The organism is Marinomonas sp. ef1, from assembly GCF_002806845.1.
Classification (GTDB): Bacteria; Pseudomonadota; Gammaproteobacteria; order Pseudomonadales; family Marinomonadaceae; genus Marinomonas; species Marinomonas polaris.
Genome location: NZ_NHTT01000001.1, coordinates 518,785 through 533,178, shown reverse-complemented (window position 1 = coordinate 533,178; position 14,394 = coordinate 518,785). Strand labels below are relative to the sequence as shown.

Genomic DNA, 14,394 nt, shown 5'->3' with positions numbered 1-14,394 from the left:
GGGAACACAAATGAGCAACCCAGTGAACCGCCCAACCCACATTAGCGAAGAAGAATGGGCTCTTCGTGTTAAATTAGCTCACTGCTACCACCTAATAGACTTTTTTGGCTGGACAGAGACCATTTTCAACCACATTTCCGCTCGCATCCCCCACATTGAAGGCGAGTATCTAGTTAATCCATTTGGTCTAAATTATACAGAAATCACTCCAGAAAATTTGATCAAGGTGGATGTCAACGGCCACAAACTGGATGACTCGCCATATGATGGCAACCCTGCTGGCTTTGCTCTTCACGGAGCCATTCATGCAGCACGAGAAGACATACACTGCGTCATCCACACCCACACCAATGAAGTCTCAGCAATTGCGATGAAAAAACAGGGTTTCACCCACGATAGCTTTTACAGCGCACAACTTTATGGCCGCGTTGGCTACCACGCATTTGAAGGCATTACTCTCTTTGAAGATGAAAAAGGCCGCATGCTTGAAAGTCTCGGACAGAAACACATTCTAGTCTTACGAAATCACGGTATCGCAGTTGGCGAATTTGACATAGAGCGTACTTTTTTCCTTTTGTGGACAGTGCAGCGCGCCGCAGAAATTCAAGTCACCTCTGGTGCACTTGGCGGTGAAGATGTGTTACTAGAACAAAGTATTCGCGAAAAATGCGCAGATTTAACGCAAATGCTAATTAAAGATAGCGGCTTTGCAGACAAATTCTATAACGCCATGGTTCGCAAAATGGAAGCCAAAAAAGGCCCTTGCTGGTAGCTACGCCTGCAAAAATAGCCACCCTTAAAGCAAACCTTGGTTGACTTTGAGGGTGGCTATTCAATAAACACATCCTTGCTTTTTATTGTAATTGAGAATCATTATTGATATAAATACTTGATGTTTCAATTGACTAAAAACGTCGTTTTTTGTACATTCCATCACTTATAAGAAGCAAGGATTTTTAATGACCAGCAAACCTAGAGCTCCACGAAGTCAACGATATAACCCTGCAAGTGAAGATTTCCACAAAGAAGACTTTCCCTTTTACTGGCTAAATCAAGTTCATGGTCGCTATAGTGTTGCTGTTGAAAAAGCGCTAAAAAAAGTCAATCTTGACATCCCAAGATGGCGAATTCTGTTTACTTTAAAAGAAGAAGGCACCTGTAGCGTTTCACAAATCGCAGTACACGCCATCGCCAAACTTCCTACCGTTACAAAAATCATCCAACGCATGAAACAAGATGGTCTTGTAGATACAAGAGTAAGAAGCGACGACGGCCGCGTTACTGAAGTCATGCTCACTGAAAAAGGCATCAACGCAGTTGAAGATATTCGCTTTATCACCAAAGATTTATTCAAACAAAGCTTTAAAGGCATGACCGAAGCGAAAATCAAAAGGCTCAACAAATTACTGGAAGAGCTATTCCACAATTTACCCGAACACTACAGCTAAAAGCAGAAACACTTCAGTCAAACCACCCCCCCTTTTTAACGCACCAAAGTTAGTTTGAACGAGATTATCGCTCAAACTCGGTGCATTTTTGTATCTTTTAATTTGTTATCTTTTCGAAAAACCCACTCTCAAGAAATATATCCTTACTTACGATCTTAGATTAATTATAGAACACCCAAAAAAAATACAACCAACTGAAATATAAAGATTTTATTCATATATTTATGTTTTTAAACCATCAACAAATACTAATTCAAACTCAAAAAAGCCCACATAATTAACAAAATATGGTTTGGCACAATACTTGAATGCATGAATATTTACTTGAACATTCAATTAAAAATGTGTTTCTATAAAAATGCATTATGACTCTCACAAGAGAATCAAATTAAAGTTCAAATAAAAATTATCGCGGATCAAACCGCTAAATGCAGCTCAAACTATTTCTAGATAGTGAGCACCTACGAGGATACCCCCAATGCCTTACAAGCCATTAGTTACTGCGTTTTTCTCATCAATAGCCATTATTGGATCCATGGGAGCAACCGCTTCCTCGGTTCGTCTAGACATCCAAAGCGCTTGGCCACTTACCCTACCCGCCAGTGGACAGAGCGCACAGCACTTAGCTGACAGGATCAAAACAACTTCAGAAGACATTAAAGTAAAACTCTACTCTGCTGGAAAATTGGTCCCACCACTAGAAATATTTGACGCCGTTCAGCAAGGAACCCTAGACGCAGGCTATACATCGCCTCTGTACGTTGCTGGACGATTCCCAGCTTTACAGCTGTTTGGTGGCGTTCCATTTGGCCCATCAGCACTAGAGTATTTAGATTGGATCTATAACGGCGGCGGTTTAGCAATTTGGCGTGACATCTATGCCAAGCAAGGCGTTGTAACAGTTCCATGCGGTCTAATGGATGCGGAAGCTGGAGGCTGGTACAACTTTGAAATCAATAGTACTGATGATTTGAAAGGTAAAAAAATCCGCTTCGCAGGACTTGCTGGCGAAGTCATGAAAAAAGCCGGCGCATCGGTGGTTCTTCTTGGTGGTGGCGATATTTACCCTAACCTAGAACGTGGCGTCATAGATGGAACCGAGTTCTCTATGCCTGCGATTGACGCTGCTATGGGCTTCGAAAAAGTAGCTAAATATTACTACCTACCTGGCTGGCACCAACCTGCTGCAATCAATGAGCTAATCATCAACAAACGCAAATGGGACTCTATGAGCGCAGCACAACAAGGCTTGATCGAAGACACTTGTCGTGAAACTCAACTATGGACAGTCTCTTCCACCACGATAGCCAATGCCGATGCCATTAATAAATTTAAAGCAGCTGGCACTCAAATTAAAGCCTTCCCTCCTGCCGTTCTCGCTGCATTTAAAAAAGGCACAGACGAAGTAATGAATGAAGAAGCGAATAAAGATGCTGACTTCAAACGCACTCTAGATTCTCTCAATAGCTACCGTGAAAAAGTGTCTCTGTGGACTGAATATAAAGGCAATTAACTTCAAATAAAACCGAGAAATACATGACGTCTTTCTCGGTTTTATTCTTTAACGTCTACTAATCCGCCTTACACAATAGGAGCTATTTTGATGTACACCATAAACTCCATTGCTGACAAAATCGGAGCTTTTTCCGTTGCTGTCGGCAAAGCTGGCTCACTTATTCTGCCCATTTTAATCCTCACCATCTTGATAAACGTGATATTGCGCTACGTTTTCAATATCGGCTTGGTGGAACTAGAAGAAGTTCAATGGCACCTAAATGCCATCGTTGTTATGTCCTGCTTAGCCTATACCTACCAAGCGGATGAACACATTCGTGTTGATATTTTTCACAATAGATTCAGCCCTAAACGTCGTGCATGGGTCGAGATTCTTGGTATCTTATTTTTGTTTTTCCCTTATACCATTCTCGTTTCATGGCACGCATGGGAAATCACCACTTATTCTTGGTCATTACGTGAAGGCTCCCCAATGCCTTCTGGATTGCCCGCTCGCTATATCATCAAGGGTGTTATGGCTCTCGGCTTGAGCCTTTTAGCACTGCAAGGTGTTGCGATTTTTTTCCGCAATATTGCTTTTTTAATTCAACCCAACGCTGTCTCCGCCTCATCGACTCCTGCGGAAAAGGGATCGCATCATGAATGAGTTATTTGTTTTTTTACTATTTTCTACCTTTATGCTTATTCTATTTTCAGGTTTTCCTGTTGCCTTTGTTTTAGGCGGCGTCGGCGTATTATTTGCCACGTTGGGCAGTATCCTTGTGTCATTTGATATCTATGACGTAGCAGAACTGCGCACCATAGGTTTTGTCGCCAATAGGACGTTTTCAACCATTTCCAGCTACTCACTAATCCCTATGTCGATGTTTATCTTTATGGGATACATGCTTGATCGCTCTGGTATTGCCGAACGTTTAATTGAAGCAATGCGTCGCGTTTTAGGTAAAACACCAGGTGGATTGGCAATCGCAGTGGTTCTAATAGGTGTTGTGCTTGCAGCATCTACTGGCATTATTGGTGCGTCAGTCGTTCTGCTTTCCACTATTGCCCTACCAACTATGTTTAAAGCAGGTTACGCGAAATGGATCAGCGCAGGTACAGTTGGAGCAACAGGTTGCCTTGGCATTCTTGTCCCACCTTCTATCATGCTGGTTGTGATGGGGGATCAATTACGAATTCCTGTTGGCGATCTTTTTATGGGCGCAATCATACCGGGATTATTACTGGCCACCAGCTTCGTACTTTTTATCTTTATTTATGCCCTGATTAAACCTTCTACCATGCCAAAAGTCGCCTTCGATGAAGAAATAGGCGTAAGCAAATTCGAGATTATTCGAGATATATCTAAAGCTCTGTTCGCACCGCTGGTCTTGGTTTTGGCTGTATTAGGTTCCATCATCGCGGGTATCGCTTCACCTACGGAAGCTTCTGGAATTGGTGCTGCTGGCGCAACGTTTTTAGCCTGGAGCTCAGGCCGATTAAAATGGCACGATTTGCGTTTTGTCTGTTATCAAACAGGCCGATCTGTCGCTTTCTTATACGCCTTGATCTTTGGTGCATCCTGTTTTTCTGTGGTCTTACGCGGTTACGGTGGTGATGAAGTGATTGAAAACGCCCTTCATGCTTTGCCACTCAGCCCAGAAGGCGTGTTGTTCTGTGTGATTCTAATCATCTTTTTATTAGGCTTTTTCTTAGACTGGATGGAAATCGTCTTAATCGTCACACCTCTGGTGATGCCAATTTTAGTAGGTTTTGGCTTCGATCCTGTTTGGGTCGCGATTCTTATGGCGTTATGTCTGCAAACTTCCTTTTTAACACCGCCCGTTGGCATGGCGTTGTTCTACATAAGAAGCGCAGCAAGTGACATCAGCATGGCAGAGATATACAAGGGCGCAATCCCTTTCGTACTACTGCAATTACTGACACTTGCCATCGTTGCTCTTTACCCGTCATTGGTTACTTGGCTACCGAACTAAGCATTCACAACCTTCCTGCATCACGAGGAAGGTTGTCTTTTCTGATCAGTCAGCCAAAAACTCATCCACTGCAGCCAGCGCTTGTGTACCGTAAATAACTGCAGGACCACCGCCCATCATGAGTGCAACGTTGATGGTTTCGATCAATTCTTCCCGAGTAGCGCCAGCGCGAAGTGCGGCTTTTGCATGAGAAGCAATACAACCGTCACAACGTGAAGCAATACCAATACTTAATGCCATCATTTCTTTTACTTTAACTGCCAGCGCGCCCTCTTCCATAGCAGCTTTGTGCATGGCCATAAATCCATCCAATATCTCAGGAGAAGATTTACGATATTCGCGTGCAAAGGCATTTTGGTCTTTGTTAATTTCTTTGTAGCTTTTCATGGTACACCTTAATTAGATTTAATATTAGATAAACCTAATTTAAGGCCAGAGATAAAAAGAAGATAGTATTTGTTGAATAAAGACTGACCTACGGCAAGATAAAAGGCACCGACTCTATCGTAATTAAGCCGTCCACTCGCGGTTTTGCAATACCACTCGATAACCGTCTACGTCTTCAAAAGTTTTGCCGACGTCGTCCCAATAATCGTTGTAGGATGGCACATGAACAAAGTCTGCTGCTTGCATCTTTTCACAGCATTCTTCCCACACTTGCGTGTCGATAAAATAGAAGATGAGTAAGTTGTCTTGCGTCGGCGCTTTACCGACGGTTGTGCCTTTATGATGTGTAAATTCTAAGTGGTAGTTATGCTGTTCATGACCGACGATAGAGCCATCGAAGCCATTGTGGCCTTCGAAGCTACCAAGCAGCTTAAAGCCTAGACCATTAACATACATATCGGTGATTTTAGCTAGGTTGTCAGTTGGTCTTGCGACACGCAATTTTGCTGTCTTTGGGATCATATAATGCTCCAGATTCTTGGTCGATTTAAAGTTTAGCGCCAAGAAATTCAGGAGAAATCGGATTCACCACGCAACACGCCTTCCTTGACTAGCCAATGAGCCTATTACAAGACTTTTATGAAAATCCATAATCGTCACGCTATATTCAGTATGTGAATCAATTCGCGATTAGAACCAGCTTTGTATTTTTTTCTTATCAGGAATCGAGCCGTAATGCACAACAACATCGTCTATCACCACAGCTGGTGTGCTCATTACGCCATAACTCATAATGACTTCGGCGCTGGTTTCTTTCTCTACATTTACTGGAACTTCGTTTTCCGCGGCAATAGCTTTGATAAGTTCAGCCGTTTTCACACATTTGCTGCAACCACTGCCCAGTACTTTGACTTGTTTCATTTGATTGTTCCTTTTTTGATTAGCGTTTCAGTTAACAAGATTCAAAATCCAACCCACTAAAGTGAAGGAGAAAAGCAACATCGCCAAAATGATGGCAAGCAATTTCCACGTCATCACTTGTTTAAGTAGGATAAATTCTGGAAAGCTGGCCGCGACGGTGCTCATGCAAAACGCCATAGTGGTACCGATTGGCAGACCTTTGGTGATCAAGCTTTCCATGATGGGAATCACGCCCGTGGCATTTGAATAAAGCGGAATACCAAACAATACCGCCAAAGGCACAGACCACCATTGGCCGTCGCCAAGGTTACCTTCTAGCCAAGATACAGGCACATAACCGTGCAACGCTGCACCAAGACCAACACCAATAAAAACCCATTTCCACACTCGCGAGAAAATATCCCACAGCTCATTCTTAGCAAAGTCATGTCGTTCACGAAAAGACAGCGTTGGTTTAGCGGCAGTATCACCATCTGAATCAGCGACAGGTGTTGCCGATTGGTACGCTTTTAGGGCAAAAGGCTGTAGCATTTTTTCAGCTCGGATGAGATCAAGAAATACGCCACCCAAGATACCAACCGCCATGCCAACCAAAACGTACATCAAGGTAATTTGCCAGCCAACCAAACTCAGCAGTAGCAAGACAGCAACTTCGTTAATCAACGGTGAGGTCAATAAAAACGACATGGTAATACCGACAGGAATGCCCGCCGAGGTAAAACCGAGAAATACCGGAATACTTGAACAAGAACAAAAAGGCGTGATGGCGCCGAAGACAGATCCGGTTAAATAGCCAATAAAACGATTTTTCTTAGCGAGATAATCGCGGACTCGTTCAATATTGAGCGACGCACGTAACAACGCAATAAAATAGATCATGATGACCAAGAGGAAAAAAATCTTGGTGGTGTCTTCGATAAAGAAATGTACCGCATCACCGAGTTTCGAATTCGGTGACAAGCCAAATAATATGAAGGTGAGCCAATCTGCTAAATCAGTGAAAATAGCCAGCATCGTATTTCTCTTATGTGACGTTGCCTTGTTGTGAACTCACAAAGGTTACTTTTCACCCTACTCCGATGCCTGGGACAAGACTATGAATGCTTTGCTATAAGCTGACCGAGATCAAACAAAAAAAGCGACCCGCAGGTCGCTTTCGATTGAACAAAGTCATTAATTCCAATCAAAAATCATTTATAAAGCATATCCCCACGCATCGGCGCCAACACTTTTAACACACGGTTCTGCTGCGGGTAGGTTAAACCGGCCTTTTTCATGGCGTTAACCAATAAATCGACAGTGGTGTTGAAGTCGGTTTCATTGATGTTTTGACCTTGGTGTACTTTCAACATGGTGTCGCCAGTGTAAGTACATGGGCCACCTGTATTCACACAAAGATGCTCGATGAATTTTTCTCGGAAGCGAGTGATATTGGTTTTTTCAAAATAGCGATAGATATCTTTATTAAAGCTAATTTCGTCAATAAAGTTATCGGTAATCGCTTCGACAGTTGGCTTGCCACCAATTTCATCATATAAGCTTTGCGGCGTTTTATTAGGTGCTGCGCAGGCAACCAAAAATACGCTAAATGCAATGAATGATGCTTTTACTAGGTTTACCATAAGTACCCCGTCATGGATAAATAAATGCCTGTTTGATCTTTCTTGGTGGCAACTGTGCCTAAGTCGACATAAGCCGCAGTGAAGTTAACATTCTTGTTCGGCATATAACTGACAAAAACATCTTTCCAGTCATCTTCTTCTACACTAGACAGGTTGCTTGGTTTTTGACGATATTCCATACCCACTACCCAGTTAGGCGATAGCAGCAAACCAACACTGCCTTCCATCATCACTTGGTAATCGTTGTTGTCTGGCCCACCGTAGCCTAACAAACCCATTTCATTGGCTTTGGTAGCGCGAGCAGTTAAGTTCCATACAAGGTTGTAACCCGCAACCGCACCTAAATGCACTTTAGTCGCAGCAACATAAAAATCAGTTCCACTGTCGTCTTTTGCCCCAAGATACGCAGCAACCGTATCACTGTCTAATTGCTTATACTGTAAACCGACACTAACTTGAGGATAGGCGGAATATACTGCATCGCCATATAAACGCACTTTAACGCCAAAGATATCTTGTTTTATGTCTCCTACACTTAACGCTTTCACCAGATCAACAGGCAAATCAAACGTCTGCTGAGCGTAACTTAGCTCAACCCTGTCGTAGAAGCTGGTCGCCACACCGATGGAGGACAAGCGATAATCACTGACATTCACGTCTGTGATAAAAAATGACGCAGCCGTTTCGTCGCGACTGTCGTAGCCTGCCAAAGTCGCCCATGGCACAAGCCCACCACCGCCACTGCCTTCTACTTGTGAAAGCCCCGCTGTCGCCAGAATTTTGCCATCGGCTGCCATAACAAACGAAGCTGATAACACAAAGCTGCTGACAGCTAATATTTTGATCATGTTTTTATTCATTAAATTCCTGCCGCGCATTTAATTTGGATCACTTTGACCATTTCTTTTTACCAAATCCTTTATCCATATTACTGTGATCCATCATCCCAATAGGAGGCAAAAGCTCCAGCGAGATACTTTGCTCTATATTGCTTGTGATAGCGATTTTCTTTACAGCGCTCATACCCTCAATAAATCGCTCACTCCACAAAGATACTGAGTCACCGCTTTTAGCAGGGATACGCACTTTGCCGTCTTGGTCTGTTTTTAGCGCAAAGGTATTATCAGCAACGATAATATAACCAATCATATCGTCATGTATGTTACAGCCAAGAACAACAAGTCCAGCCTTATCGAACAAGATGGGGGCAACTTCTGTACCTTTATAAAGTTTAATCTCGAACGTTTTTGGCTGAGAAAAACTGTAAACGTGATGCCGAATATCATCACTATTAGGAAAGCTAACGTACTGAGCTTTTTGCACCACTAATACACGGGGCACAAAAGACTCATCAATCTGATCCATTACAGCCACAGTATTCGGTGTTCTTACTGCATTGTTTGACACCATAACAACCGCATCAGAGACAGGAAGGTTATCTTGGTCAAAAACGGTCAATGTCATTTCAGCCCACGCACTTGGTAGGGTTAAACAAAACAGTAGAGCAAACAAATGACGCATATAATTTCCTTTTAATTAATTGGCTTTTGATCAGGCCGCTTACTTTTAAATATATTGACAAAGAATATAATTACAGCTAATTGAAGACAGATCATTATACTTTCTGTAACTCACATAAAGATTAGAGTAGGAAATAAGGAATCAAACCAATGCGAGATCTCATAGAAGTCATTTCCTATAAAGATACCGCTAACGCCCATTCGCATTCGCACACTCAAATTGTACTTCCGCTTTCTGGTCATCTGATATTAGACGTAGAAAATCGCCAGCAAGCAGTTCAATTTGGACAGGCTTGCATGATTTCCTCAAATCAAACCCATACCCATTTGGCAAGAGAAAATAACCACTGCCTGATCCTCAATTCGCTTCCCGTTTGGGACAGCCAGATCGAAAGCAAAAACAACTTTGTTGAGCTTAACGCACAAACTAAGGCGTATTTACCATTTCTATCTAGCCTAATTGGTGAATCTCATAATCCACTTAAAACTCAACAAGCTTTAAATTTACTAGAACATTTACTCCCTATCCCACAAACAAAAATACTGCAAAGCGACACTCGTCTAGCCAAAGCCAAACATCGACTGGACCATAATTTTCAGGAGCATTGGAGCTTGGCTGAGCTAGCTTGCGATGTACATTTAAGTCCAAGCCAGCTAACTGTCTTGTTCAAACGACACCTAAAAATGACACCGAAGCAATACCTACAGCAACGCCGCTTAACTGAGGCGAAAATGTGGTTAAGATCGACCAATAAAAGCTTAGAGTATATCGCGCAGAAAGTGGGAGTGAGTGATGCCAGCTCCCTTGTTCGCTTATTTTCTAAGCACTATCTAATAACACCAGGCAACTATAGAACCAATTACTCTGAATAATGGCTAAACAGCCTATATCCAGACACTCTATAAAAACAATCACACTTCTAGAAAAACATAACTAAATCTACATAAAAAATACCATACAAGAGCCATTTTCAGCCTTCGTTGCCACATATAGAACACCTTATATTACTAAATTTGATATCTAGAAAAAAATATGAAAAAAAAGTAAAAAAAGGCAAAAGAAAAGTGAAGTGACTGTTTTGCGACGTCAAAAAAGTGAAAAAAATATAAAAAACTCTAATATCCCCCTTAAGGTTTCCCATCCTATTAAGGGGCTATTTAATGTCTTCAAATACCAGCGAACTTTCAACAAAAGATACTAAAGTGTTTCTAAAAGAACAGGATCTTATCGGCCAAGGAAATGAAAGATCTTGCTTCACCAACCCTTTGAATGAAAATACTTGTGTAAAAGTAATAAGAACAAAGCATCGCAGTCAAAACAAGATTGAGAAGTACTATTACACAAAGCTAAAAAAGCGAAACAATTTGTCACCTTTCATTTCTGAATACTATGGGGAAATAAACACGAATCTAGGGAAAGGGTTAGTGTTCGAAAAAATTTTAGACAGTGATGGATGCTCTAGTGAGTCTCTTTACACATTAATGAAAAATAATGCCATTTCATTAAGTGAGGCGAAAAAAATCTTAAAAACAGTTTTTGAAGACCTATACCAGAACGCCATTTTACTTGGTGATGTAACAAAAGATCAGATCCTTTTAAAGAAAACAGACCATGGCTATACACCTAAGATAATTGATGGCTTAGGCACAAGACGTTACGGAATAAAGCTGTTCTTAATGAGTAATATAAAATCTTTCGCCCGTAGAAAACTCAAAAAAAGTTGGAAAACATTAGAAGTAGATTTAGAACTAGTGTGAAGGTGTTAATCCCCTCCCTGCTTACTGGCGTTTTTTATTAGTCTTCTTCGCTAATTTCTAACGCCATTTCCCAGTTACGAATAAAACGCTTTTGCTTGGCATAATCACGTCCTACCAATAATTGCTGATCTAATTCGATGATGCCAGTTGGTCCAGGCGCATTTACTACGTAAGGATCATTTGGATTATTCATATCAGGCTGAATTGGGAACAACAAACCTTGGGTTTGCATCATTTTTTGCGCCTGATCTGACAACAAAAAATCTAGAAAGATACCCGCATCTTCTATGTTTGGCGCACCTTTAGGAATTAAAGCCGCACGCATTAACATGAGCGTATAATCTTTCGGTAGGATCATTTTCAATCTATCATCTTCCTGGGCTCTTTGTGATGCATAAGAACCCAGCAAGTTATAACCTAGCACCAACTTACCTGAAGCAACATCGTCAATAATGTCATGAGTACAACAATAGGTTTGCACATCATGGCTGCCAAAAGCTTCTAACAAACGCCCCCATGTCACATCGGCTTGGCGTGCATCTTGGCTTGCCAATAAATAACCAACGCCACTTTGACGAATATCATAAGTGCCAATCCGTTTGGTCATCGCTTTTTCATTTTGACGAATGGTTTGCAACAATGACTGGCGATCTTCAGGTAAATCACCGGGAAAGGCTTTTTTATTCACCAGCATAACAATCGGTTCAAGGGAAAACGCAAACAGCTGATTTCGCCACTTGAAGTTACTAGGCAAACGATCAGTGAAACTCGACTGATAGGTTTGCGCATAACCATCGTTTACTAATTTAAGATGTAAGTCCATGGCGCTGCTAATGACCAAGCTGGCCTCTGGCTTTTTTTGCTCCTTGATGGTGAGATAATACAGTTCAAGTGTATTCACATCACGATAAGCCACACGAACATCAGGGTGTAGCTCAACAAATTTTTTCAAAATAGGTTCAAACGACGCTAAATCCATAGCAGAATTAATGATTAAAATACGTTGCGCATTTTCATTACCAAACCAGACAGGCTCGGTCGCCCACAGCTTTGTCGCATTCAAACTAACAACTACAGCAAGCCAGAAAAAAACCTGTTTCATACCGTATCCTCATTAAATCTAAGCTTGGCAAAATCCACTTGAAAGGTTGTGCCTTTTGGCTCTGTATCCAATATTTGAATCCTTGCCGAATGGTGATCCACAATGTCTTTCACCATCGCCAGACCAACACCACTACCAGCAATGTCATAACGCCCACGATAGAAACGTTCGAACACACGCTCTTTTTCTATATCAGGAATACCAACGCCATAATCAATCACCTTAATACGATAGAAGCGTTCAAACTCGCTTACCTGAACAATAATTTCTGTGCCACGCTCCACATCTGCTCGGCTATAACGAACCGCATTTTCAATGAGATTTTGCATCATTTGCTGAATAGAAAAGGCATCGCCTAAAATCATCGTTTCTTTTAAGTCACAATCAAGAGAAAGCAGAACCCCTTGATGAAGCGCTGCTACAGCCTGCTCCCGACAAGATGCGGTAATAGGTGCTAGCAAATCAATCGGCTCCAATCGGTGCGTCTGTAAGCGATGAGAAACAACCGCCTGATTAAGCAACAAGGTTACTGTTTGGCTTAAGGTATCGCATTGTTTAACGATGTTTTCCAAGGCTTGATGCTGTCTTTCTGGTGAGGTGTTATCTCGTGCATTTTCTGCCAGCGCCCTGAGACTCGCCAATGGTGTACGCAACTGATGAGCAGCATCCGCCGTATAATTTTCCAACTGTTCAAGGTTGCTCTGTAGTCGCTCCATAAAATGGTTGATGGCAACTTTAAGATGATGTGTTTCCTTTGGTGTATTGATATCAATTGGTGTGAGGTCACCCATGGCGCGCTCTTCTAACGCTCGCTCAATCCGATGCAAAGGCCTTAAGACAAGATGACTACCAATGATAATTAAGGTTATAGCGACCAAGGCAATAAACACCACCACTTCGACGGCTTTTTGTGTCACCGCAGATGCCATTTCTTCTCTTGATAATCGAGTCTGACCTAAAATAATACGAACAGTTTGCGCTGTTTCTGGGTCCGTAATATGGCGCTGCACCCAGGCAAAGCGCACCATTTCACCAGAATACTCTTGGTTATAAAATTGTATTTGATCTAAAACAGGAGGTTGAGGTGGCTGGCTATCTAGGTCTTGATAACCGGTAATAAAACCTTGTTCCAAGCTCTCGACTTTATAAAAAACACGATCTTCTTCCGCTTGCGCCAAAGTGGCAAACGCAGACCATGGAATGTCGATGCTGACTTCATTACGCATCAAGCCAACGTTTTCGTCCATTTGCAGTAAAGCACTTCGCAATAAACGGTCATAGGATAAATCGGCGAGCTTTTGGCTATAATCAAAAATCAGATTAATCGCTAAACCAGCGATAATCCCGATAACCAAAACACCCGCGAGAATAAAGCGAAAACGCAGCGATGGCGCGTTTTCTAAGGCCTTCTTTTCCTCATCTTCACTGAGAGCTCGATGGTTTGGCGATTTCTGCCACATAACCAATTCCTCTTAGGGTACTAATGACTAAATCACCCTGACCCATTTTCTTCCTTAAACGCCCTACATACAGCTCAATCGCGTTAGGACCCGGTGTTTCATTGAAGTTAAATAAATGGTCGGTAATTTCGTCTTTGCTTAATACGCGGCCTAAATGGCCAAGGAATATTTCCAGCAAGCGAAACTCTCGATTGGTGATAACTGTGAGTTCGCCATCAATAAATACCTGACGACTGTCGCGGTTTACCACTATATTACCGTGTTCTGTGACATTGGTAGCGTAGCCCTGTTTGCGGCGCAATAAAGCCCTACAACGAGCTTCTAGCTCACCAAAATCGAATGGTTTCGTTAAATAATCATCGGCTCCGGCATCGAGCAATCGTATACGATCTTCTATCTGATCCCGAGCGGTTAAAATTAACACTGGCGTGTCGTCATCGCGCTGGCGCAGTTTCTGCAGCAATTGTAATCCAGATAAGCCGGGCAAATTAAGATCTAGCAATATCAAATCTACAGACTGATACTTCAATAACTCATCCGCACGCTTACCATCCCCGATTAAATCAACGCCATGTCCTAGGCTTGTTAATCGCTCACAGATCGCTTGCCCTAAGACCTGAGTATCTTCTACCACCAGAATTCGCATAACCATTAGCCATTGTGTTTTTTATTATAAAAACAACAA

Annotated in this window: 17 protein-coding genes; 7 read left to right on the top strand and 10 right to left on the bottom strand. The window is 42.1% G+C overall.

Features of this window, described 5'->3' with window-relative positions; translation table 11 throughout:
- Window positions 1-10: 10 nt before the first annotated feature.
- The 5 genes from CCS02_RS02345 to CCS02_RS02325 all read left to right on the top strand — a co-directional run bounded on the left by CCS02_RS02345 (window position 11) and on the right by CCS02_RS02325 (window position 4,939).
- Window positions 11-772, top strand: a complete 762-nt coding sequence (locus tag CCS02_RS02345) for a class II aldolase/adducin family protein (RefSeq protein ID WP_100635553.1) — start codon at window positions 11-13, stop codon at window positions 770-772.
- Window positions 773-959: 187 nt separating this feature from the next.
- Window positions 960-1,448: a MarR family winged helix-turn-helix transcriptional regulator gene (locus CCS02_RS02340; protein ID WP_072841397.1), complete on the top strand. Its 489-nt coding sequence runs from the start codon at window positions 960-962 to the stop codon at window positions 1,446-1,448.
- A 478-nt stretch (window positions 1,449-1,926) separates the two neighbouring features.
- Window positions 1,927-2,961, top strand: a complete 1,035-nt coding sequence (locus tag CCS02_RS02335) for a TRAP transporter substrate-binding protein (protein WP_100635552.1) — start codon at window positions 1,927-1,929, stop codon at window positions 2,959-2,961.
- 90 nt (window positions 2,962-3,051) lie between these two features.
- Entirely contained in the window at window positions 3,052-3,609 is a 558-nt protein-coding gene (locus tag CCS02_RS02330; protein ID WP_072841401.1) for a TRAP transporter small permease subunit, read from the top strand.
- Entirely contained in the window at window positions 3,602-4,939 is a 1,338-nt protein-coding gene (locus tag CCS02_RS02325; protein WP_100635550.1) for a TRAP transporter large permease, read from the top strand. Before CCS02_RS02330 ends, CCS02_RS02325 begins: the two co-directional genes overlap by 8 nt.
- A 45-nt stretch (window positions 4,940-4,984) precedes the next feature.
- Here the strand turns inward: CCS02_RS02325 and CCS02_RS02320 are convergent, their stop codons facing one another.
- The 7 genes from CCS02_RS02320 to CCS02_RS02290 all read right to left on the bottom strand — a co-directional run bounded on the left by CCS02_RS02320 (window position 4,985) and on the right by CCS02_RS02290 (window position 9,390).
- On the bottom strand, window positions 4,985-5,326 hold the full coding sequence (locus tag CCS02_RS02320; protein WP_012069515.1) for a carboxymuconolactone decarboxylase family protein: 342 nt from the start codon (window positions 5,324-5,326) through the stop codon (window positions 4,985-4,987).
- Window positions 5,327-5,449: 123 nt separating this feature from the next.
- On the bottom strand, window positions 5,450-5,848 hold the full coding sequence (locus CCS02_RS02315) for a VOC family protein (protein ID WP_100635548.1): 399 nt from the start codon (window positions 5,846-5,848) through the stop codon (window positions 5,450-5,452).
- 168 nt (window positions 5,849-6,016) lie between these two features.
- On the bottom strand, window positions 6,017-6,247 hold the full coding sequence (locus CCS02_RS02310; RefSeq protein ID WP_100635546.1) for a thioredoxin family protein: 231 nt from the start codon (window positions 6,245-6,247) through the stop codon (window positions 6,017-6,019).
- 27 nt (window positions 6,248-6,274) lie between these two features.
- Window positions 6,275-7,261, bottom strand: a complete 987-nt coding sequence (locus CCS02_RS02305) for a permease (protein ID WP_100635544.1) — start codon at window positions 7,259-7,261, stop codon at window positions 6,275-6,277.
- A 176-nt stretch (window positions 7,262-7,437) separates the two neighbouring features.
- Window positions 7,438-7,869 carry a group I truncated hemoglobin gene (locus CCS02_RS02300; protein WP_100635542.1) on the bottom strand — a complete coding sequence of 144 codons (432 nt, stop codon included), beginning with the start codon at window positions 7,867-7,869 and terminating at the stop codon, window positions 7,438-7,440.
- Window positions 7,863-8,717, bottom strand: coding sequence for a DUF3034 family protein (locus CCS02_RS02295; protein ID WP_232728797.1), 855 nt, complete (start codon window positions 8,715-8,717; stop codon window positions 7,863-7,865). Before CCS02_RS02295 ends, CCS02_RS02300 begins: the two co-directional genes overlap by 7 nt.
- A gap of 40 nt (window positions 8,718-8,757) precedes the next feature.
- Window positions 8,758-9,390 (bottom strand): methylamine utilization protein, encoded by a 633-nt coding sequence (locus CCS02_RS02290; RefSeq protein WP_100635538.1) that lies wholly within the window; start codon window positions 9,388-9,390, stop codon window positions 8,758-8,760.
- A 149-nt stretch (window positions 9,391-9,539) separates the two neighbouring features.
- On the opposite strand from CCS02_RS02290, the gene CCS02_RS02285 reads away from it, so the two are divergent.
- Together CCS02_RS02285 and CCS02_RS02280 are read left to right on the top strand one after the other, a co-directional pair.
- The gene (locus tag CCS02_RS02285; protein ID WP_100635537.1) at window positions 9,540-10,262 is read left to right on the top strand and encodes a helix-turn-helix domain-containing protein; all 723 of its coding nucleotides are present in this window, start codon (window positions 9,540-9,542) and stop codon (window positions 10,260-10,262) included.
- Window positions 10,263-10,550: 288 nt separating this feature from the next.
- Window positions 10,551-11,147, top strand: coding sequence for a YrbL family protein (locus CCS02_RS02280; RefSeq protein WP_100635535.1), 597 nt, complete (start codon window positions 10,551-10,553; stop codon window positions 11,145-11,147).
- A gap of 37 nt (window positions 11,148-11,184) precedes the next feature.
- On the opposite strand, the gene CCS02_RS02275 is transcribed toward CCS02_RS02280, so the two are convergent.
- From CCS02_RS02275 to CCS02_RS02265, 3 genes are read right to left on the bottom strand one after another with little or no spacing between them, the layout of a single operon-like run.
- The gene (locus CCS02_RS02275; RefSeq protein ID WP_100635533.1) at window positions 11,185-12,249 is read right to left on the bottom strand and encodes an ABC transporter substrate-binding protein; all 1,065 of its coding nucleotides are present in this window, start codon (window positions 12,247-12,249) and stop codon (window positions 11,185-11,187) included.
- Window positions 12,246-13,709, bottom strand: coding sequence for a sensor histidine kinase (locus CCS02_RS02270; protein ID WP_072841421.1), 1,464 nt, complete (start codon window positions 13,707-13,709; stop codon window positions 12,246-12,248). Before CCS02_RS02270 ends, CCS02_RS02275 begins: the two co-directional genes overlap by 4 nt.
- The gene (locus tag CCS02_RS02265) at window positions 13,672-14,355 is read right to left on the bottom strand and encodes a response regulator transcription factor (protein WP_072841423.1); all 684 of its coding nucleotides are present in this window, start codon (window positions 14,353-14,355) and stop codon (window positions 13,672-13,674) included. Before CCS02_RS02265 ends, CCS02_RS02270 begins: the two co-directional genes overlap by 38 nt.
- Window positions 14,356-14,394 lie beyond the last annotated feature (39 nt).